The organism is Sporomusa acidovorans, assembly GCF_900101845.1.
In the GTDB taxonomy this organism is placed as follows: Bacteria; Bacillota; Negativicutes; order Sporomusales; family Sporomusaceae; genus Sporomusa; species Sporomusa acidovorans.
The window spans coordinates 47,741-69,870 of the sequence record NZ_FNAM01000029.1; the positions used below are offsets into that span (position 1 = coordinate 47,741).

Here is a 22,130-nt window from a genome sequence, read left to right on the forward strand (position 1 = left end):
TCCACTATTACTCTATTCTCTCGCCTTCTCATTGGGGGACAAACCCTCATGGTTTAGCACGATAACTTTTTCATTACAATACGCTATGGTTTACTCTAAGAAAAGAGATGTTGACTCTCTATCTTGTCAGCTCACCATTAAATCAGGTAAATTGTAACATATTTTCTGACAAAAAGCAATGCTCACTTTCTTCATTTCCATTTACCCTCTGTCTATTTACACCCATTGGTCAATTTATTCTGTTTACCGCTTTTCTATTTCCCTTACCAATAGGTTGCGTTATATTTATATTGTAAATAATTCTGAAAATAGGAGGGGTTCTTTGTGAACGGTATTTATCTTGTCATTATTGCCGCACTTTGGCTGATGTTTGCTTACCGTATTTATGGTTCCTTCATTGCAGCCAAAGTGCTCACTCTGGACGAAAACAGGACTACACCGGCAGTACGCCATAATGATGGCCGTGACTATGTTCCAACCAATAAATGGGTCACTTTTGGTCATCATTTTGCAGCAATCGCTGGTGCCGGTCCGCTGGTAGGTCCGGTCATTGCCGCTCAGTTCGGCTATCTGCCCGGTACATTATGGCTGCTGATCGGTGCTGTACTTGCCGGTGCTGTCCATGATATGGTCATTATGTTCGCATCAGTGCGTCATGACGGCTTGTCGGTAGCGGAAATCGCAAAACAGGAGGTTAGCAAGCTCTCCGGGTTCTGTACTTCTATCGCTGTACTGTTTTTGCTGATTATTACCCTTGCCGGTATGGCGGTTGTAGTAGCCAATGCCTTGTATAATAGTCCCTGGGGTGCCTTTACCGTGGGTGCTACCATTCCAATTGCTATTTTTATCGGTATTTACCTGCGTTGGCTGCGTCCTGGTAAAATTCAGGAAGCCACAGTTATCGGTGTAACACTGGTGCTGCTTGCTGTCTTTGTGGGTCCGTGGGTTCAACATTCCGCACTTGCTCCTTATTTTACATTTAGCATTAAGCAGCTATCGATAATGTTGGCAATTTATGGATTTTTCGCCGCCGCATTACCGGTATGGTTACTGCTGGCGCCACGTGATTACCTTAGCACTTATATGAAAATCGGTACCATCGCCGCCTTAACATTAGGTATCATCTTAGTTAGACCAGACATTCACATGCCTGCATTCAGTCAGTTTGTCAATGGCGGCGGCCCGGTTATCGGCGGTCCCGCATGGCCCTTTGTATTTATTACCATTGCCTGCGGCGCATTATCCGGGTTCCATTCTCTGATCAGCACAGGGACAACCCCCAAAATGCTGACAAACGAAAAAGAAATTCTTCCTATCGGTTTTGGTGCCATGCTGGTCGAAAGCTTTATTGCCTTAATGGCCTTGATTGCTGCTACCAGCCTGCAGCCTGCCGACTATTTTGCCATCAATGCCGCTCCGGCCGCATTTGCCAAATTAGGCCTACAGGTTCAAGAATTACCGGCCCTGGCGCATATGGTTGGCGAAGATATTGCCGGCAGACCAGGCGGTGCTGTTTCTCTTGCTGTTGGCATGGCCCATATTTTCTCGAAACTACCCGGTATGGAAGCTTTAATGTCCTTCTGGTATCACTTCTGCATTATGTTTGAGGCCCTGTTCATCCTGACACTGATTGACGCCGGCACCCGCGTTGGCCGTTATCTCCTCCAGGAAATGGGCGGCAAAATTTATAAACCGCTGCAAAACCCCAACTGGTGGCCTGGAATTATCTTTACCAGCGCGCTGATCTGCTGCGCCTGGGGCTATCTGGTTCTGCAAGGCAATATTTCCACGATTTGGCCGCTATTTGGCGTTTCTAATCAGTTGTTAGGAACTTTAACCCTGGCCATTGGCACAACGGTACTGTTCCGTATGGGACGCGGCCGTTATGCCTGGGTTACGATTATACCAATGATTTTTTTGGCAACAGTTACCTTTACCGCCGATTATATGAATATCTTCAACACTTATTTACCGGCAAAAAATTATCTTTTAGCCGGTGTGAGTGGAATCATGTTTGTCTTAGTCATTCTTGTTCTGGTTGACTCCATTCAGCACTGGTTTAAGTTAGCACGGACTATTCCACCTGATAATGCTAACGAAAAACAGTTAAAAGCCGCTGAGGTAACCAACCAATAATAAAAAAGCAATAAAACAAAAAACTAAGAGGAACTATGCCATGGCATAGTTCCTCTTAGTTTTTTGACCACGCGCAAACTATATACAACGTGCTAAAAATTTTTGCAGGCTGGCAGTGTGTTGGCAAAAGCGGAAGTCAAACGCCAGTGGTGGAGCGTTGTCAATACATCACCAGCCTGCGCCTGCAAACTTCTTTAATGCGGAATATATAGCAATGTTACGTTTTTTCCGCCATGATTTGTTCATGGATCTGCAATATTCTTTGACCGTAAGATGTTCCCGGTATGGCCCACTTGCCATTAAGCCCAATCCAGGTTTTTGCTCCGCCAAAATTTTTACTGTTTTTTAAATAGTTATAGCGAGGGTCAACAATTTCTTTTTTCGGTAAATCCGTGGAAGTGTAACCTAAAAGGTGCTGTATCTGAGCTCTGACACCAAGCTGCGCTGAGCTAAACCATGCGCCGCGCCCCCCGTCACCAGTTGTACCTAAACCGCAAAAATTATTTTGCAGCGGAACTACATCGCCGCCGTATTTAAAATAACCGGTCTCATACAGCGCCTGAGCAAAGGCAACATCAGGCCTGATACCTTCAGCCATCCCCTCGATATAAAAATAATTGACCAATTCATCCGCCGGTACAGTAAGCGCCGGCAAAGAATTTTTACTTAACAGGTGCTGCAAACATTGTTGCTGAGTCGCTAACGGCGGCCCCATAATGGATAAATCAAATACGGTATTCGTATCAAGTTCATCACCAGCCAACGATAATTCCGCGTTTGCCACCGGGATAAGAGCAAGGATAAAAACAACAGCTAGAACCAAAATGCGCATTACTTTTCCCCCAAAAGAAAACCAAAACCCAATTGTTATGCCAATACAATAGTTATGACTAAACTATTCTTCTCTAATAAAATGCTGAATTCCTTTGCTTTGCTCCACTTATTTCCATAAAAAAATTCGTCTCTTCAGACGAATTTTTTATTTTACCGCGTTTTTATTGTGCTGTACTCGACAAATTGGTTGATAAATGAGTTTGAAATAGCCGGGCCATCAGCTTCATGCTTAGCTTCCTCTATAGCTTTTTTAACGGCTAACAGAGAATCGGTAATGATTTTAAGGTTATTGGCCAGAGATGAAAGAACAGCCACATAACTTTCAAAAGAGAGATTATTCTTTTTCAACTTAGTCTCTTGAATGCCTCTATAAATATCTACAAGGAGTTCACGCAGTGCGTGTTCTAAATATTGTAGGTCAGTTAGCGTGTAACAGCCGGGATCACTGTCGACATATAACATAATTTTTCCATTTTCTAAAATATCACTATTGGCATTGACTCGCGCAAACATAGGTTTTCCTCCCTCATCAATCAAATATAAGAACTATCCTGATTTTATGTAAATCCACAGGCCATCTGTTAAAATAAAACAAGCCTTCCCATTTTGGAAAGGCTTGCTAGCAGATTCAAGCAACATGGAGCATCACTAATAAGCGCATAGTATTGCGCTGCCTGAAAATTGCTCCTTTCCAAAAGGGAGACATAGCCGTTTCCAGCTATACCGATCGGCTGAACACCATACCATGCTGGGTTAGGCAATTCAGCTAGGGAGCCAGTATTTACTTTAACTACCCATTAATCATAACTAACATTAACAAATATAAACAAACTATTTCTTTCTGTATAATACTATTATATTTCCTTTAGTTAGATAAAGCAAGAGGATTCCGCTTTATTCTTAATCTTATAATTTAAAAATTTCATAAACTGGTACATATTGAATACTCCGTTAACGCATTTAATTAACCGTAGCAAGGATATGCTATATATAAATACCATCAAAGGGGGAACCAAACAAAATGGCAAGCAGACGGTATACACAATACCTTAAGCCCAATACACTGAAACACTTTGAACAAATACTGAAAGAAGAAAAGGACCGTTTAGTACAGGTTGTTAGCCGGCTTGAAGAAACAGGCATTGGTGATACGATGTCAGATTCAGTAAGTGAACTTTCCATGTATGATAACCACCCGGCGGATTTGGGAGATGTCGTGTTTGAACGCAGTAAGGATGTGGCCTTACGTGATAATGAACATGTACTTCTGGAACAAGTGGAAGCCGCTTTAACCAAAATACAGGAAGGCTCTTACGGTATCTGTGAGATTTGCGGTAAACCCATTGATAGGGAACGGCTTGAAGCAGTTCCCTGGGCTACACACTGCATTGACTGCCAAGCAGCCAACGATGTTACGGATACCACCCCGCGTCCGTTAGAAGAAGAAATATTGGAGCCTCCCTTTCACCGTACATTTTTGGATACAGCAAAATTCAATTTTGTCGGTTTTGATGGTGAAGACGCCTTACAGTCGGTACTAAAATGGGGCAGTTCAGACACACCCCAGGATATTCCGGGTTCTTATGATTACAAGGCTGTCTGGCCAAATAGCAACGAACACCAGGGAATAGTGGACAGGACAGATGCGATTCCCAATAATACTGCCAATACACAACCTCGGTCAGATCATAAACATCGCCAAAATAGAAAATCAAAATAATCCTTGTTGACAGGCTATATTGGCAGAAATGCTAAAAACTAGCGTATACAAAAATGTGGCCGACAGGCCCAACGGCAGCAGGAAGCATAATATGTCTAACTGGCAATTATGCTTTTTTTTTGCATCCATAAATTAAACTGCTCCTGCCAGCGGATTTAGCGATTACTAATTGTCTAAATTACCAAAGGCGGAATAAATTCCTGCGATTATTGCCCCGATAGTGTTACTGATCAAATCAAAGTCTGTATCTTCAAGACTGGGCTGGTTTAAAATTTGAGGATTCATAATTGTATCTGCCGCAAACTCAATGATTTCATTAAGACTCCCCACAGCCATCCCAATAGCCGCTACAAAAACAAATTTTATCCAGCGTGTTTCGATGGCTGTTTTCATAAAATTTGTTATGATATTGTAAAAAAATAGAGAAAACGCAAATATGCCAAAAATATGTTGTATTCTATCAAAAGCCGGCGACGTAACATAAAGGTTTAAATAGAAGCCGCAGAAGCTGTCGCTCATAATGGCTATAAGTACAGCTAACCGCAAATAATAATTACCTTTAAGTCTATAAATATATTCCAATACCAGATACGCGATCCAAAACAGCGTCGAACCAATAATATTATTAATAAAGTCATGATTACCCCGGCTAATAATTCCCAGCAGACTAAAGCCCTGAACAGCAATGAGAACAATGCATAAAACCACATTTGTTCGCAAATACGTATTCATTAAAATCATCTCCAATTATAATGGTCTTTTTAAGTATAGCCAATAGTTTTTTATAGAGTCTGTTTAGTATTTTCCGTTAATTAAAATAATATTAATACAAGGAATCAAAACCAATAACCGTGAAATAGCAGAAGAAGCAAGGCAATACCGCCTTGCTTCTTCTGCTATTTCACTAGGACAAAACCTATAGACATATACTAATATTCTCTGGGAAACTGAGATTTGATAAAAATCTATTCTGGAAGCCTGGCTGTGCTGCCAGTTCCAGATAATTGACTTTGGTGGCAATAGCAGCACACCGTTGCATTTTTTCTGTAGATATAAGTACCTGCACTGCGCCATTCCCGGCTGCATTACCGACTGAACAGACAGTTTCCCTTTTAAACCCGGGGAACATGCCAATCCTTATAGCACTGTCGATATCAATATAATTACCAAAAGCACCGGCTAAGCACACTTTTTCATATTGAGTCCCTGCCGGCATTTTTTCCATTAAAAATTGGATTCCCGTACATATTGATGATTTTACCAACTGAATCTGCCGGATGTCGGCTTGCGTAATGGAAATGTCGGCACCATTGGCAGAATTTTTTCCTTCTACCAGGATAAACTCCCATTGACCGTCCTGGTTTTTTAACCGATTTCTAAGCTTTTCCGGAAAATCAACCGCCGCTGCCTTCATAAACCGTCCATTTGTGTTTATTAACCCTGCTTTTAACAGCTCTGCCACGGCCTTTACAATACCGGATCCACAGATGCCGATTGCTTTACAGTTGCCGCTTACTTGAACCAAAACATTATCCTCGCTAATGACAACATCAGTAATAGCGCCGTCGGTAGCCCGCATGCCATCCCGGATATGGGCACCCTCGAAGGCCGGCCCGGCGGCAGTCGAGCAGGCATAAAGCCTATTTCCGTCCCCAATAACCATTTCACCATTAGTTCCTAAATCGACCAGCAGCAACGGCGACTGGGCAATATCTTGATCCACAGCGACAATGGCAGCTGTCGTATCTGAGCCGACAAAGCTCGCAATATTAGGCAGTACAAGGACTTTCCCCTGCGAATTTATTTCCAGTTCCATTTCCTGCGGACTGAGCGGCGATATGTATTTAAATAAAGCGGCATAAGGCTTGCGTACCAGTGTTGACGGTGAAATTTCCAATACCAAATGCGCCATCGTGGCATTGCCTGCAATGGTGACCGCATAAATCTGCTGCCGGGTTACCTCCGCCGCGCTACATAGCTCAGCAATAATTTGATTTAGGCAATGGCGAATAAGTTGCGATAATCTCTCTAACCCACCCTCAAGCTCATGGGTAGCTTGAATGCGCGAAATCACGTCAGCACCCATGGAAGCCTGCGGATTGTTTTTTGAACATACGGAAACTACCTTGTTGGTAGTAAGATCCACCAGCATACCGACAACTGTAGTTGTACCTATATCAAAGGCTGCCCCATACAGCACACTTGACGTATCGCCAACCTCAAGCGCTATGGGCTTATTATTAAGCGCCACAATCGTGATAAACTCAGGTTTGGTTTCCACTACTTCACTTAGCTGTCGCAACATAACAGCATTATCAATAATACCTGCATTGTCAACACCACTCTCCGGCGAGGCGGTCAAGGCATGTTGTATCATTTCCTGTAATGAATAATGATTATCTACTGTTGGGTAAGTTGGTGCGAGAACCACCTTTCTTATTAATGGCAGCCCCTCAGCAACTGCAATTTCTGAGGTTTGTCCCTTTTGGCTTACTTGTGCCTGCTGCAAAAGAATTGTCAGATCTCCTTGCGGATAAACCTGGCAGGCTAGATAGGTATTATCCGGTGCCGGCTGAATTTCAACACCGTCTTTATTGACAACCTTGCCTTGAAGAACCCGTATTTTACATTTACCGCACGTGCCTCTGCCCCCGCAGTTAGCTTCAAGAAATATGCCGCCATCAATAAGCGCCTGCAAAATTGTTTTTTCCCGCTGGCAGAACAATTGTCTGTCTTCACCTTCCAGTAATAATTTATAGACTGAGGATGCTGCTTTCATCTAAAGCCCTCCCTGCAGATTAGTAAAAACCAAAAAGAAGAACCACGTTCCCCTGTAAGTAGTTCTTCCTTTGGCAGAATGTATGTAACGCGCCTAGCTAAAAACGGGAGGCAACGTAACAACCTATCTCTATCCAATTCACGCTTCACACTGACTGTCTTTGCGGAAGTTAACAAGTGAATGATTAACGAGTTCAGCAATAACCTTTTTGCTATACCCAAATACCAGTACGTTGATATCTAATTTAACCCGGCTGAACTTAGCAACTGTATCGGTTGTCCATTTGTCAGACAACTTTATATCCACTCGATCCATTCTTGTTAGCGATACAAACATGAACTCCTCATCCAGCTTGGCCAGTACCTTGATATGTCCCACAATAATTTCATTATGAGCCAAAGGTCTGCCAATCGCCTGTATTAACCGCGTTACCATTTTCTCTACAGTTGGCTTGGTTACAGGTTTCTCAAACTCAATGCAGTAGGTCTCGCTAAAAACTGTTGCGTCAGTCAGGTTTATGGGGGCATGATCGTGCTCATGGTTATGATTATGATTTTTTTTAGCAAGCTTGAACTTATGTGTAAGTTTATCCAAAATGAATAACCTCCTCAATGACAGCCGGAGGTAATTGATTGGCGGCACTGGCAACCTTAATCGGTACATTCTGGACTATCTGCCTAATATCCTCGACAATTTCCTGGCGATTGGCCTCTTCAATGTCCGCCTTGTTCACAATAACAAAGTCCGTTTTCTCTACCTGCCCGGTAACAAGGGGTCCTAATACCTCTTTTAACTCGGGCCACCGTCCCATGTCGACAATTGTTACGGTTTTAAAACCGGTATAAAAATTGCAATACTCGTGAATCAGCTTGGCAATATTACCGGGAATAGCCAAACCGGTCATTTCAATAATCAGCCAGTCCGGTTTTATGGTATCGTTGATTTCCCTAACAGAACTTACTAAATCGCTTGTAATCTGACAACATACACAACCGCCAAAAAGCGGCCGTACCTGTAATCCGCTGTCAGCAAACAATTTGTCATCAATGCCTGCTTCACCAATTTCATTTTCGATAAGAGCTACCGTTTCGTGCTTATTTTCGGTAATATACTTGGCAACTTGCAATATCGTGGTTGTCTTGCCTGAGCCTAAGAAACCGCCAAACAGTAATATCCGCATTCTTTTATTTCCCCCCTTTACCCATACACGCTAATTCATGGTCTGCTACTCTTCAGTGTACCATTTACCCGGCAAATAAAAAAACTTTTCAGGATTCTCAATCCTAGAAAAATCCGGATTGACAAACAACCCGGATTACTCCTAGGATAATAATCTTGCGTTTTCCTGTCAGCCAACTCATTTTGCCAAAGGCTGCGCACTATCACTTTCTAAAGGGGATTTACGTTCACAAAGCCAGCCAATTTCTTTCGCAATACTTAATATTCTATCAATAATTTGGCGTATATCTTCGTTCGCATATTGAGACTTTCCACTCTGACTATCAGGCAGGGCATCCTGCCTAGCAATCTCAGGCTTGGAGTTCTTGCTATCAACTGTAGCGTTCCTTTTTATAGATTCAAGCTCCATTGCAGTAAATACCCTCCTTTAACCAGATTTTTCAGTTAATTCAGCTTGACATGCGGCCTTGCAAAGAAGTATTAGTTAACCCCGGAAGCCTTTTTAGACATTTCAACAGCGTCATATGCGTTTTTGCAATATCCGTCAGCACTGCACCATTTAGCAACATTTTCATCAACAGGGCCACCACCAACAAGAACCGTTGCTTTCGTTCCGGTAGCTTTTACTGCCGCTACTGTTTCTTTCATTACGTCAAAAGCAGTCGTCAATAAACAGAACATGCCGACAACGTCAGGATTATGGTTTTTTACAGCCTCAATAAAAGTTTCAATCGGGGCATCAACACCGATATCCACTACCTTAAAGCCATTGCAGCTTAAAATCGTAGATACAATATTTTTACCAATGTCATGAATATCGTCTTTTACCGTACCTAAGATAACTGTCCCAATTGCTTTTTTATCGCCGCCAGCCGCAAGCGCCGAACCGAGAAGGGCAGCAGCATTAGAGAATACTTCAGCCGACATGATCAATTCGGATAAATAATAATCACCGGCTTCATACAGTTTACCTACGCCTTCCATACCTGCTTGCAGCTGTCCAAGAATTTCCACAGCTTGCACCCCAGCCGCAAGTTGTTCATTGACTCCCTGAATAACTAAATCTTCTTCTAACTCCGTAACCGCTTTTACCAAATCGACTTTTGCCATTTGAAATTCCCCCATATCATTTATTTTTTAAACTCACATAAGTTGCCTTCGGTTGTTTGCCAGGTATTACGCGTAGATTCCTTTCCGATGAGCCTTTAGATAATTTTTGCAATATCGGTCATTTCCCAATAAAGCTTGTCCGGCATAAACCACACCCATCATCGCTTTATCAGTCGGGTTAAGAATATAACCGTCCATGCCCACGGTCATAGTTTGCACTACGAAAAGCCGGTTAAGAACGGCCCGATTAGGAAATCCGTAAGAAATATTGCTCAATCCACAGGTTAAGTGCACTGCAGGATATTTTTGCTTAATGGCATAGATGGCATCCAATACCGACTTGCCATATTTATCATTAGTACTTAATGGTTTGATTAACGGATCAAGATAGATATCGTCCTGCGCAATGCCCTCTTTAGTCATATCGTCCACCAGTTTACTCGCAATCCGCAGACGATCTTCGGCGGTCTCCGGCATACCTGCATCCTCAATACAAAGAGCAATGATCTTGGCGTCAAACTCTTTTACAAGCGGAATCACTGCTTGGTAGCGTTTTTCTTCAGCGGTAGTAGAATTAATCATTCTCTTGCCGTTGCCGCTCTTCGCCAAAGTCAAACCGGCTCTCAAGGCATTTTCATCAGGGCTGTCAATACAAAGTGGCAAATCAGTGACCTCTTGAATGGTGTTAACCAACCATTCCATACATTCGATTTCCTGACCGACCATGGTCCCGCAGTTTACATCCAGATAATTGGCACCGGCTTCCGTCTGTTGTTTAGCCACTTCCTGGATATAAGCCGCATTTCTTGCCTCCACAGCTTCGCGAATTGCTTTGCGGCTGGTGTTTATCAATTCTCCAATTATTAGCATTGAAAAAAACTCTCCTCCTATCGCGTGTTGTATATACATCTATATTTGTATAGTAACTCTCTTTATTCTTCTTGTCAATAGTATTTTCTCACATTTCTAAAAAATTATAATTTACAGTAACGATTGATTAAAATGAATAACCAGATAACTTAATATAAAAAAATCAGGATTGCCATAAGCAGCTTCCTGATTTTTTTACAACTTATAAAATGTTAAAACAGCCCTACGATTTTACCGCTATTGTCGATATCCATCTTTTCTGCCGACGGTTGTTTTGGCAGTCCGGGCATTGTCATAATGTCACCAGTAATGGCCACCAAGAAACCTGCACCGGCAGCTACCCGTACTTCCCGTACAGTAATGCTAAAACCGGTTGGACGTCCCATTTTAGTCATATCATCGCTCAAAGAATACTGGGTCTTGGCCATGCAAATCGGCGTCTTATCAAATCCCAGAGCAGTCAGTTCTTTAATCGTTTTTTCTGCCGCAGCCGTATAGTTAACACCATCGGCACCGTAAATTTTAGTGGCAATAGCGGCAATTTTTTCTTTTATGGAAGCTTGTTCATCATAAGCAAATTTAAAATGACTTGGCTTTTCACAGGCAGCCAGCACTTTGTCTGCCAGCGCCTGTCCCCCTAAACTGCCTTTAGCCCATACTTCGGATAGTGCAACTTCAGCTCCCAATGCATTGCACTTTTCTTCAACAAAGCGCAGTTCGGCGGCAGTATCGGTAGGAAACGCATTAATCGCTACTACTGCCGGCAGACCAAATTGCTGAATGTTTTCAATATGCTTGGTAAGGTTGGCGAGCCCCTTCTCCAAAGCCGCCATATTTTCACCGGTCAACTCATTTTTAGGAACACCGCCATGCATTTTAAGAGCACGAACGGTAGCCACAATTACGACGGCACTGGGTTTAAAACCGGCAAAACGGCATTTAATATCCAGGAACTTTTCCGCACCCAGGTCAGCGCCGAATCCTGCCTCTGTTACGCAGTAATCAGCCAATTTTAACGCGTATTTTGTTGCCGAAACACTGTTGCAACCGTGAGCGATATTGGCAAACGGCCCGCCATGAACAAAAGCGGGTGTATTTTCCAGCGTCTGCACGAGATTAGGTTTGATGGCATCTTTAAATAATAGCGTCAAGGCACCGGTTACTTTTAGATCATTAGGAGTTACCGGTTTGCCTTCATACGTGTAGGCAACAATAATCCGTCCAATTCTTTCTTTCATATCATCTAGATCTTTAGCCAGGCAAAGAATCGCCATCATTTCGGAAGCAACGGTTATATCAAAGCCGGTTTCCCGGGGAACACCATTGGCTTTGCCGCCAAGTCCGCAAACTATATTCCGTAACGCCCGTTCGTTAAGATCGAGCACCCTTCTCCAGGTAATCCGGCGGGAATCAATGCCCAGAGCATTGCCATGATGAAGGTGATTGTCAATAATGGCAGCCAATAAGTTATGGGCGGTAGTAATGGCATGAAAATCACCGGTAAAGTGAAGGTTGATATCTTCCATAGGCACAACCTGGGCATAGCCGCCGCCGGCAGCACCGCCTTTAACACCAAAACATGGTCCTAACGACGGCTCCCTAAGAGCAATGACAACTTTCTTGCCTTTGTGCCGCAGAGAATCTCCAAGCCCAACTGTTGTTGTTGTTTTTCCTTCACCGGCAGGAGTAGGATTAATAGCGGAAACCAGGATAAGTTTGCCGTTAGGTTTATCCTTAATCCGCTCCCAGGTCGCAAGGGATACTTTCGCCTTGTAATTGCCGTAAAGTTCTAATTCCTCGGCAGGAATCATCAATTCCTTAGCCACTTCACTGATAGGATTCATCTTGGCTTCTTGAGCAATTTCAACGTCACTTTTCATAAAAAGTCCTCCTAGTATGCTTATAATTTTCTATTGTAGCGTATCACCCATTAATTCCGCATAAAATTCATAACTTTGGATATTACAAAAACATTAAAAAAACACCAACCTATCATAGTTGGTGTTTTTCCGCTTCCTTATTGGCAATCATATAGCCGACCCCCGGGTAGGTTACGATTACCCCCCCTTCGTAATCTACGTGTTTAATTTTTTGGCGGATACGGGCGATAGCCACCCGCAGGTATTCAACATCATCCCGGTATTCACTGCCCCAGACATCACTTAAGAGTTGTTCATGTGTCAGTACTTTCCCCGCATTAACCATTAATAAAGAAAATAAGCCATATTCTGTTTCTGTTAATTTCAATTCTTTATTGCCTATCCAAATCCGACGCTGAGCCAGGTTTATTGTAACCTCACCGTTTTTTATCTCACTTGTCGTGTAGTTATTAACTAATCGATTGGCAGAACGACGCAAAACAGCCTGCACTCTGGCAAAAAGTTCTTCAAGGGAAAAAGGCTTGGTAAGGTAATCATCAGCCCCCATGTTGAGTCCCTGCACTTTGTCAGATGAATTGCCGCGCGCTGTCAAAATAATTACCGGCACGTCAGAAAATGTTCTCAGTCTTTTTAAAAACGCAAAGCCATCCATCTCCGGCATCATGATATCTAACAGGATAAGCTCCGGGTCCAGTAAATCAATTTTCTCCAGCGCCTCCAAACTATTTTGAAAGCTATATGGGTCATAGCCCAATGATTTGAGATTGGCTGAAATAAAGCGCAGTATTTTCGGTTCATCGTCAACAATGAATATTTTACTTTTCTTCATCCTTGTCACCATCGCAATTATATTGAGGTATGGAAATAGTAAATACGCTCCCGCTGTCCTGGTCGCTTTCCACGCTGATACTTCCTCCATGAGCTTCAACAATTCCCTTACAAATTGCCAACCCCAGCCCTGTACTGCCACTTGGTCTTAAGCGTCCATTGTCCACACAGTAAAACCGGTCAAAAACCTTATCGATATGCTCTTTATTTATTCCAATGCCATTATCGGCTACACTGATATGCACATATCTTTCGTCATAACTAGCTAAAATTTTAATATGCGGATAACGCTCATTATATCGAATCGCATTTGTAAAAAGATTGAGAAGTACTTGGGCCAACCGAATTCTATCACCATATATAAAAGGCAAATTTTTCTCTACCGTAGACTCAATGGTTACCCCACTAGCAAAATGTTTAGGTAACTTTTTTATGGCGTTTTCCACAACAATACTTGGCCGTACGGGCTCTCTATCTAACCCAATAGCCTTGGCATCAATTCTGGAAATGTCCAGCCAGTCATTAACCAACTCTTGAATGCGATCAATATCTTCATGAATTGCTGTCAACATTTCCCGTTTGAAATCTTCCTCCCACTCTGCGTCTACACGCAACAAAGTTTCCACACTGCCTTTTATACTGGTAATCGGTGTTTTAAATTCATGGGACACCATTGAAATTAAATCGCTTTTCAGTTTATCTATTTCCTGATCCTTAGTAACATCCCAAAAAACGAATCCCTTGCCGATCGTGTATTTTTTATCACTAATAACAGGAAAAGCTGACAGCATCATATATCGTTGCCCGTCTCCATTCGTAAGTTTGAACTTGTAGATGCCATAATTCTGTCTGGCCTGCATGACAAAATTCCTGTCAGCATCAGACATTCGACAAGCCAGCGTCCCGAATATATATTCTTCCGGCAAACCGCGCAGCTTATCACAAGGGATATCAAGCAACTGGGCCATCCGGCCGTTGGCATAGGCCACCTCCTGCCGGTTGTCAACTAACGTAATGGCATCATTCAGACTCTCCAAAACAGCCTTTAATACTGCATTATGTTTTTGCAAGGTTTGTGATAGCATCTCTTTTTGGATAATGACTCCTGCATATCTTGCCAGACTTTCCAGAAAACTCTTGTCTGCCTGGCTAAGCGGGCAATTAGATACTACCAAATGTCCAAGCGTTGTATTTCCGGAACGAATGGGTTGAATATAATACCGATAGGCATTTTTATGCCTGGGTCGCTGCATGGCTTCGTCGTCTATGCCGCTCATGTCCTCATTATAAGGGCTCAGCAAGGAGAATACCGGCTTGGTAAGATATAGTTTTACAGTAACACCTGATATCTCAAAAAACTGCTGCAAACACTCTCTTATTATATCACCGCCGCCCGGGGAAGGGATAACCGGATTATTTAGCTGATTTAATATAGCTAGTTCCTGGTTAGTGCGCTGCAGGCTTGCCGTTCGCTCCGCAACGCGCTGCTCCAACTCAGCATTGAGTTTAAGCAGCGCCTGCTGCCCTTCCTTCGTTTTCTGCGCCAATAAGCAAAAATGTTCTGCCATCATCTGAAATTCGCGGGGAGCAAATCGCGGGAATTTAGCTGGTTTTATCTCACAGCCTTCGCTCATGACTTCTTGAATATATTCTGCAAGGATTTTAATTGTATTAGTAATTCGCTTTGCCGGAAAATATCCTAATAAGAGGGTAAATACTAACGTAATACCGATATTAAAAAACGTCGACAGCAGCGATGTCTCATGGGTTTGCATTAATTGCAAAATGCTGAGAAAAACTACCATAATCATTGGGATAACAGCAAAGGCAATCCAAAGATGTGCCCTAATCGATAAACTTTTCATGTATTTCCTCCCAGCTATATAAAAAAACCAGGCCGCAACACGGTTCCTGGTCCGTTTTTTGTTCCTATTATTCTTTTTCGCTATTAAACAGGATAAGTCCTACATAAGAAACTGTATTTTTTCCGTTATAGTAGGGAATTCCACACGCCTTTTCCAAGTGAATCACATCAATACCATAGGCTTCCACTGACGCAAAAGCCTCTTCCGGAAACCTGCAGGGCTCCTTATCCAGGTAGGCACAGCGGGCGCAAAATTCGCAGGCACCTGCATTTAAAGGAAGAAAATTCTGCATGTGATGCTTGTTTTTCACCTTATCAAGGATCGCTCTAAAAACTCTGTCATGAATTTTCTTGGCCGCCACCATGCCGTTCCAATCAAATGAGCTTTTCATCTGATGAACGGTTTGAAACAGCAGTCCGTATTTATACCGGCAAGCCCGCTCTCTCAATTCGTTAAAATGACCGACAGCCGGCGGACAAACCCAATTTGTATTATATTTCCGGCACACATTTTGTTCGCAGGCTTTCCTGAAATCCTCGACAAATTTGATTTTGTCCACCTCAACAATGGCAGCGTGATCGGCTTTTACTGCTAAAGCATCTTGTACCAAGTTGCTAAAAAAGGGTTCCATTTCCTTGCCTCCTAAATTCAAGTGTCCTATCTGGTAACATGCTTTTCTTAAAGAATCGGTTTCTAAAAGTCAAACAAAATCATGGCGGGATAGCCGTTGCATTTTGTATATACATCTATATTATATGGTATCAAATTATCATTATCAATATTTTTTTACTATTCATGCAAAATATGCTGCCTTCATCAAATCAAAGGAAAACACCTCCCTGTATGGGTAGTGTTGCTTTCACTCACTTTACCAGCCAGGGAGATGGTGGGGAGTTTAGAAGAAAAAGTCGAATTCGGCTTTTACCGTATTCAATTTTCCGGTATGAATGCCGTCGGTGGGCTTGAGGGATGCGGCCCAAAACATCATCCCAACAGGTAATCAAATTTACCGGCCTTAATGGTTGTGGCGCCTACAAGACCTTCGGCGTACATTTGGTCATTATGCTGCGATGCCTCTACATTGCCGTCAGAGCCATTCCCCCAATAGCCGCCTGTCCTAAAATCTCTGACCGACTCATCTTCAAGTTTTATTTGCCACTTGTCATTGACTTTGTAATTAATATACATATCGATCCCTAATGCCGGATAATTGCCATCACCGGGGTGCGGAGTATCGCCGGTTGCGGCCGTATGACCGGCAAAGCTGCCGCTATTATTCCAGATCTGTTCGGATAAATGTAAAAAACCGGCTACTGTTATTTTTTCACTTTTCTTTTCCAGGTTATCTACGCGAACCCCCAGACTGTTCAGTTCATTATCAAACTCAGTTGATAATTTATTAATGAGCGCTTTGTCTTCTGCGTTGGCCTTTTCTAAATTCCATACCGCCCGGGCAACCAACTGCGCCATTTCATAGCGGGTCAGCGGGTGGTCTCCCTGGAAGTTCCCTCGGCCATCACCGTCAATAATACCGTCATGCATGAGCTTAGTTACGGCCTCATAGGCCCAATGCCTGGCGGGGACATCACCAAAAGGATTCGCAGGAGCGGCAAATGTGGTACCGGCAAAGCTAACCAGTGAAACTAATGCCAACGTTACCAACAGCTTTTTTTTTATATTTTTCCCCTTTTCCATACTTATCCCACCTTTAATCATCGCTTTTTTCTTCTTGGTTTAGAATGATTAGGCTGTGTTACTTACCGGCAGCAGCAGCAACCATGGCTTTAACATTTTCAAATTTTGCATTTGGTGGTATGGTGCAGCCGGAAGCAAGAATAAGGCCTGTGCCCAAATCCTTTATCAATTTAGTACAATAATCATACACTTGGTCAGGAGTGCCGAGCGTTAAAAGAGCAGCGGGAACATCCCCTTTAATACACATATGGTCGCCAAGAACTTCTCGCACTTTATAAATATTGGTAGCACCGTCACATTCAAAAATGCATTTCTGTTTCGGCAGGGTTTTGAAAAATTTCAAATCCCGCTCCCAATTACCGTCAATGTGAAGATCGGCTACGGCGCCTTCTTCAATAATTACCTCGGCGGCTGCCTTTAAATATTTCCAAACAAAACGTTCCCAGATCTTCGGCGAATAAAACTCACTTGCCCCCCTGGCCGGCGAAATAAATACCACTAACGGGTTAAGTGCACGTATCTGCTGACGGAAATCGACCAGTGTTTCTTCCAGAATAACATCTAAAACCGCTTCAACCTTATCCGGCATCTTGTACATATCTCTCATGAATTTTGGAAATGATCGGCCGCCGCTTAAATATTCATTAACCGTAATCGAGGCGCTAGGTGTATATACCAGATAACCGGCCTCTTCAAAATTTTTCGCAAACTGCGGAACATCAGCCAACTGGGCAAATAAGGAATCAATATCAATGCCTAACCGGTTCTGCAGGTAATCATCACTAAACTCTTTCCAGCCTTTATTCAAAATGGTTTCATAATCTGCCGCCGTCATCATTTCCTGTTCATCAAGCTGCCACGGAGTATCATCAGGAAGCTCACGCCCAGGCAATTTGATTCTTGTATAGAACATGAGCGGGAACATGGTTGCGGCCGCAAAGGTACCGCCGGTCCCATCAACATCGCCTAAATCTTTAAATGAAGCTAAAATTGCTTCATGGGAAGCTTTCATATTGGAACAAAACTCAGATAGCTTCATACCAACATGTTTAGCAAAGACAGCATCGCCGGTAAGTATGACCGGTGTCCGGTCGGTTTTTTCAAACGCAATGGTTTTTTTCAATCTTTCCTTGCGTTCTTGAAGCAATTGTTGTACGGCTTTCATCATGCATCCACTCCTAAACTAATTTTTTTATCTTTTCAGATTCGCTGATTTAAATTGCTGTTGGGTATTTTGTGCGTATTGTTGCAGCATCAACAACACGCCCCCGGCCATAAGCGCTATCGCACTGATCCGTATAGGAAATCTGCCGGGTCCTTGACCAAATGCCCCGGAAATGGCGTCAAAAACAAAAGGAGCGACAAATTGCCCGATGCCGCCAAGCACACAGGCAAGGGCAATGCTAAACGCAACCCGTGACGGAGGGGAAGCAAGGGAAAGTTCGGTAAAAAAAGCCGGGCAAACAATGATAAAGCCAATACCGCCAATAAAACAGCCAGCTAATAGGAGGCTAAAATCATAAACTCCGGAGATAACGGCCATCCCCAGACCAGTTACCAGCCATCCCACGGGAATTGTCATGCATTTCAGAAGCTGCGCAATTTTACCAAATACAAGTCCGGTCAAAAGCCCGGCCAAGGTAAAAGCAGTAACCGCCAAACCGGCATTAGCCGCATTTCCCAGGTTTTCCCCAACAATCTGGATCGCTATATCGATGAAGAAAACAAAGTACAGGTTACAGTAAATGAAATAAACAAATTCCATAACATATACTTTTCCCGGCAAAGGAATTTTCCTACATTCCTTCTCGCCTTCTGTTGCTACCTTTACAGGTTCAGGGAGATAGGCATACACAAACAGAAACAGTACTACCCCCACCAAGTAGCTTAGAAAGGTATTACGCCAACCGGTGGCACAAAGGAAGCCGCCAAGCAGCGGGTAAACGATCCCGCCAATAAAAATGTCGGTAGCTCCGTCCAGTTCCAGAACAAACTTTCCTTTGGGCAATTCCAGAAAATATTCCAGATTTTAGTCCAGTCGCGATCAAAATGCAGTATCGGCACAATATCTTGGGCTATCAGTCTTTCTACCATGTCTTTAACATATGGCCAAACCAATTTATTCTTTAAAATATTGTTCAATTGATCTGGTTAATGAAAACGCATCAAAGGGAACTAACCCGCCTAAGTCGCCATAAAGCGGCACCTGTCCCCTGTTCCGGATGGAGGTAAGCTCTATGCCCCGAATGCGGCCGGCTTCAGCAATTCCCTGTAACACCTCTTCACGGCTGATACTATTGGCGCGTTCCAGGAAAGTCAGTTGATATTCGCCATACCCTTTGCGTTTAACAAGGGAGTAATCGTCCCGGCTCATAACTTCTGTCTCCAGAACCTGGCTAGCGGCATTGTCAGGCAATTCTTTCCCCGGCAATTTCATCTTGCCCATGCCGGCCCTCTCGGCCACAAAGCCACTCGTAATGCCGTTTATATCCGCACTGCAATCCCACATCGGATAATCATGAGCTAATTTTTCAATAGCCGCCAGGCCTTTGGTTGCAAACTCCCAAACAAATTCCTTATTGGTTATCCCCACATATTGTCCGGCATAATTGCCGGTCTCGGGTGCGCATACAATCCGGTCTACCGGTTCCAGATTGATCGTAGACACTAATCTTTTTTCTGCGGTCATGGCATCTTTGCTCATGCGAATTCCTCCATTTTCAAAATCAATAACGCTTGCCTTCCCTTCTTTTTTTGATTTATTTGAATTTTGCATTTATAATAGCACTTCCAAAAGATCGTGTGAAATTCAAAAATTACGTCTTGGCCCTAAAAAAAATCATAACCGACTGAATAGTCTTACTATTGAAAATAATCGTACTAAGAACTATCATTAATCTTAAAAATTACTATATAAACTGAACATAAACTCAAGGGAGGGGAATACATTGGAAGATATTCGGCATTTACGTTCTTTTGTTTGCGTAGCTGAACATTTAAACTTTACTAAAGCGGCTGAACAGCTTTACATTGGTCAATCAACTTTGAGTAAACATATCGCCGAGTTGGAAGAACAACTTGGTGTCCAGTTATTTATCCGCACGCATCATTCTGTTCATTTAACTCCTCCTGGCGCCATTCTTTTTGATGAATCCCGCCCAATTATGGCCAAAATTGATGCGATATTTGAAAAGACGCGGAAATCTCAGATTAAAGTCTGGGGTACGCTAAAAATCGGCTGTATGGGAATTGAACATGTCTTTTTGCCAAAAATCATCAAACATTTTGCCGCCCTCTATCCGCATGTAACCCTGGATATCCGTGTCATGCCTGTCACTTTGATGAACGAAGCTTTGGAATGCCAAGAATTAGACCTCGGCTTTAACCCTTTCATTGGCAATAAACTTACTTCAAAATTTAAAGTACGTGAAGTTCGCCGGGCCCGTATGTGTTTTCTGTTTCCGCGCCATCATCCTTATGCTAACAAATATTCGGTCGATCTCGCCGATCTTAAACAGGAAAGTTTTATTCTCATCGATCCGGCAACTTTGCCGCTAGGCGCAGACTGGTTTACAGAGCAATGCCACCTCAGAGGCTTTGCCCCCCATATTGTTAGTCTGGTCACACGCGTCGAGGCCCTGTTCTGGCAAGTCAGCGCCGGACTTGGCATTTCCTTTTGGTGTTTTGATCCGGTATTCAGCCAGATGCTTCGCCATAGCATCTCGCTGGTTGCGATGAAGGGAGCCAATGCGTATGGAAATATTGGCGTCGTCTGGAAAAACGACAACCCCAACCCGATAATTCCCCTGTTCTTAAAAGAATTTGACGGAATCGCATCTGGTGCAAAAATTCCGTTAAAAAGATTAGTTGCCCATACGCTAAGTGAGCAATAAAAAACAACAAAAGTCCTGAGACCCTGCGTAAGGGTTCAGGACTTTTGTTGTTTACTGCGTTATTGTAATTTTATTTACCGGTGGCAGCGGCAATCATAGCCTTAACATTCTCAACTTTGGCATTAGGCGGTACGGAGCAGCCGGAAGAAAGAATAAAGCCAGGCCCCATGTCTTTAACCAATTGGGCCGAATAGTTATATACCTCATCAGGTGTTCCCAGCGCCAGTTTGGCTGCCGGCACGTCGCCCTTAATGCACATCATATCGCCAAGGATTTCCTTTACTTTATAAATATTCGTAGCGCTATCTGTTTCAAATATGCATTTGCCTTTCGGCAAGCTGCGGAAAACTTCCAGATCGCGTTCCCAGTTAGAATCAATGTGGATATCAGCGGCAGCGCCTTCTTCAATAATTACGTCAATTGTTTCTTTTAAATATTTCCAAATAAACCGTTTCCAAAGTTTAGGGGAGAAAAACTCACTGGCGCCACGTGCCGGCGACATAAAGACAATGGAAGAATTTGTAGCCCTAATTTGTTGACGCAGTGTTTCCAGGCTCTCTTTTTGAATGACATCCAAAACGGCCTCTACTTTATCAGGAATTTTGTAGAGATCATGCATAAATTTCGGCATGGAGCGACCGCCGCCGAGCAATTCCGGAACAGCTGTGGCAATGATCGGCGAATAAACCATATATCCGGCATCTTCAAAATTTTTGACAAACTGCGGTGTTTGCGCTAATTCCTCCAGCGTCCGCTCAAGCGGATAATGCAGCCGGTTTACTAAATAGTCCTGCATAAAAGGCGCCCAGCCTTTAGCAAGGATCGTATCATAATCCTCGACTTTCATTACTTCTTTTTCATCAAGCTGCCACAAGGCATCTTCCGGTAATTCCTTGCCGGGGAGTTTAACATGAGTCATAAATATTAACGGAAACACCGGACCTGCGGCAAAAACCGAATTGAAGCCATCAATATCACCAAGTGCTTTGGCGGAATCCAGCATGGTTTGATTTTGCCTGGCAAGGCTTGAACAAAAATCAGCTAACTTAACCCCCATATGTTTGGCACAAAAAGCATCCGCCATTATGATTACAGGTGTCCTGTCCGGTTTCTCCAGGGCAATAGCTTTGTGAACCCTGGTTTTACGCTCTAAGAGAAGTTCTTTTGTTGTTTTCACAAATTCTCACTCTCCATTATATTAGTTGTGTGTTTTAAGTACATCATTACCAATCATTCAGACTTTTATACCATTATGTTAGCCTTACCTCACAAATTCGTCAAATTCTTATAATTACAGAAACTATTCCTAATATTCATAGAAACCGGATCTGCTACTACTCT

Annotated in this window: 21 protein-coding genes and 1 riboswitch; of the genes, 3 read left to right on the plus strand and 18 right to left on the minus strand. The window is 43.1% G+C overall.

Going from position 1 to position 22,130, the window contains the following annotated elements; translation table 11 throughout:
• Positions 1–324 precede the first annotated feature (324 nt).
• The gene (locus tag BLR65_RS18360; protein ID WP_093795634.1) at positions 325–2,136 is read left to right on the plus strand and encodes a carbon starvation CstA family protein; all 1,812 of its coding nucleotides are present in this window, start codon (positions 325–327) and stop codon (positions 2,134–2,136) included.
• Between the two features lie 217 nt (positions 2,137–2,353).
• On the opposite strand, the gene BLR65_RS18365 is transcribed toward BLR65_RS18360, so the two are convergent.
• Both BLR65_RS18365 and BLR65_RS18370 read right to left on the minus strand, forming a co-directional pair.
• Positions 2,354–2,968: a glucosaminidase domain-containing protein gene (locus tag BLR65_RS18365; RefSeq protein ID WP_093795635.1), complete on the minus strand. Its 615-nt coding sequence runs from the start codon at positions 2,966–2,968 to the stop codon at positions 2,354–2,356.
• 152 nt (positions 2,969–3,120) lie between these two features.
• Positions 3,121–3,483 carry a hypothetical protein gene (locus BLR65_RS18370; RefSeq protein ID WP_093795636.1) on the minus strand — a complete coding sequence of 121 codons (363 nt, stop codon included), beginning with the start codon at positions 3,481–3,483 and terminating at the stop codon, positions 3,121–3,123.
• Between the two features lie 155 nt (positions 3,484–3,638).
• A riboswitch (molybdenum cofactor riboswitch) is annotated at positions 3,639–3,756 on the minus strand.
• A 235-nt stretch (positions 3,757–3,991) separates the two neighbouring features.
• Between BLR65_RS18370 and BLR65_RS18375 the strand changes: the two genes are divergently transcribed.
• Positions 3,992–4,690, plus strand: a complete 699-nt coding sequence (locus tag BLR65_RS18375; RefSeq protein ID WP_093795637.1) for a TraR/DksA C4-type zinc finger protein — start codon at positions 3,992–3,994, stop codon at positions 4,688–4,690.
• A 165-nt stretch (positions 4,691–4,855) separates the two neighbouring features.
• Here the strand turns inward: BLR65_RS18375 and BLR65_RS18380 are convergent, their stop codons facing one another.
• From BLR65_RS18380 to BLR65_RS18450, 15 genes are all read right to left on the minus strand, one after another.
• On the minus strand, positions 4,856–5,422 hold the full coding sequence (locus BLR65_RS18380; protein ID WP_093795638.1) for a DUF2238 domain-containing protein: 567 nt from the start codon (positions 5,420–5,422) through the stop codon (positions 4,856–4,858).
• Between the two features lie 184 nt (positions 5,423–5,606).
• A complete protein-coding gene (locus BLR65_RS18385) occupies positions 5,607–7,469 on the minus strand; it encodes an ASKHA domain-containing protein (protein WP_093795639.1) in 1,863 nt (620 codons plus the stop codon).
• 138 nt (positions 7,470–7,607) lie between these two features.
• Positions 7,608–8,063, minus strand: coding sequence for a hypothetical protein (locus BLR65_RS18390; RefSeq protein ID WP_093795640.1), 456 nt, complete (start codon positions 8,061–8,063; stop codon positions 7,608–7,610).
• Positions 8,056–8,649, minus strand: coding sequence for a GTP-binding protein (locus BLR65_RS18395; RefSeq protein WP_093795641.1), 594 nt, complete (start codon positions 8,647–8,649; stop codon positions 8,056–8,058). Before BLR65_RS18395 ends, BLR65_RS18390 begins: the two co-directional genes overlap by 8 nt.
• A gap of 177 nt (positions 8,650–8,826) precedes the next feature.
• Positions 8,827–9,057, minus strand: a complete 231-nt coding sequence (locus BLR65_RS18400) for a hypothetical protein (RefSeq protein ID WP_093795642.1) — start codon at positions 9,055–9,057, stop codon at positions 8,827–8,829.
• 71 nt (positions 9,058–9,128) lie between these two features.
• On the minus strand, positions 9,129–9,758 hold the full coding sequence (locus BLR65_RS18405) for a cobalamin B12-binding domain-containing protein (protein ID WP_093795643.1): 630 nt from the start codon (positions 9,756–9,758) through the stop codon (positions 9,129–9,131).
• A gap of 66 nt (positions 9,759–9,824) precedes the next feature.
• Entirely contained in the window at positions 9,825–10,628 is an 804-nt protein-coding gene (locus BLR65_RS18410) for a methyltetrahydrofolate cobalamin methyltransferase (protein ID WP_093795644.1), read from the minus strand.
• 212 nt (positions 10,629–10,840) lie between these two features.
• Positions 10,841–12,508, minus strand: coding sequence for a formate--tetrahydrofolate ligase (locus tag BLR65_RS18415; RefSeq protein ID WP_093795645.1), 1,668 nt, complete (start codon positions 12,506–12,508; stop codon positions 10,841–10,843).
• Between the two features lie 112 nt (positions 12,509–12,620).
• On the minus strand, positions 12,621–13,337 hold the full coding sequence (locus BLR65_RS18420; RefSeq protein WP_093795646.1) for a response regulator transcription factor: 717 nt from the start codon (positions 13,335–13,337) through the stop codon (positions 12,621–12,623).
• On the minus strand, positions 13,324–15,201 hold the full coding sequence (locus BLR65_RS18425) for an ATP-binding protein (protein WP_093795647.1): 1,878 nt from the start codon (positions 15,199–15,201) through the stop codon (positions 13,324–13,326). The genes BLR65_RS18420 and BLR65_RS18425 overlap by 14 nt, the downstream gene beginning before the upstream one ends.
• 67 nt (positions 15,202–15,268) lie before the next feature.
• Positions 15,269–15,832, minus strand: a complete 564-nt coding sequence (locus BLR65_RS18430) for a DUF2284 domain-containing protein (RefSeq protein WP_093795648.1) — start codon at positions 15,830–15,832, stop codon at positions 15,269–15,271.
• Positions 15,833–16,185: 353 nt separating this feature from the next.
• Positions 16,186–16,896, minus strand: a complete 711-nt coding sequence (locus BLR65_RS18435; RefSeq protein ID WP_169716976.1) for an S-layer homology domain-containing protein — start codon at positions 16,894–16,896, stop codon at positions 16,186–16,188.
• Between the two features lie 58 nt (positions 16,897–16,954).
• Positions 16,955–18,064 (minus strand): uroporphyrinogen decarboxylase family protein, encoded by a 1,110-nt coding sequence (locus tag BLR65_RS18440; RefSeq protein WP_245692903.1) that lies wholly within the window; start codon positions 18,062–18,064, stop codon positions 16,955–16,957.
• Between the two features lie 24 nt (positions 18,065–18,088).
• The gene (locus BLR65_RS18445) at positions 18,089–18,904 is read right to left on the minus strand and encodes an MFS transporter (protein ID WP_093795650.1); all 816 of its coding nucleotides are present in this window, start codon (positions 18,902–18,904) and stop codon (positions 18,089–18,091) included.
• Between the two features lie 111 nt (positions 18,905–19,015).
• A complete protein-coding gene (locus BLR65_RS18450) occupies positions 19,016–19,600 on the minus strand; it encodes a uroporphyrinogen decarboxylase/cobalamine-independent methonine synthase family protein (protein ID WP_143122613.1) in 585 nt (194 codons plus the stop codon).
• A gap of 244 nt (positions 19,601–19,844) precedes the next feature.
• On the opposite strand from BLR65_RS18450, the gene BLR65_RS18455 reads away from it, so the two are divergent.
• Positions 19,845–20,789 (plus strand): LysR family transcriptional regulator, encoded by a 945-nt coding sequence (locus BLR65_RS18455; RefSeq protein ID WP_093795652.1) that lies wholly within the window; start codon positions 19,845–19,847, stop codon positions 20,787–20,789.
• Between the two features lie 70 nt (positions 20,790–20,859).
• Here the strand turns inward: BLR65_RS18455 and BLR65_RS18460 are convergent, their stop codons facing one another.
• A complete protein-coding gene (locus tag BLR65_RS18460) occupies positions 20,860–21,966 on the minus strand; it encodes a uroporphyrinogen decarboxylase family protein (protein WP_093795653.1) in 1,107 nt (368 codons plus the stop codon).
• Between the last annotated feature and the right edge of the window lie 164 nt (positions 21,967–22,130).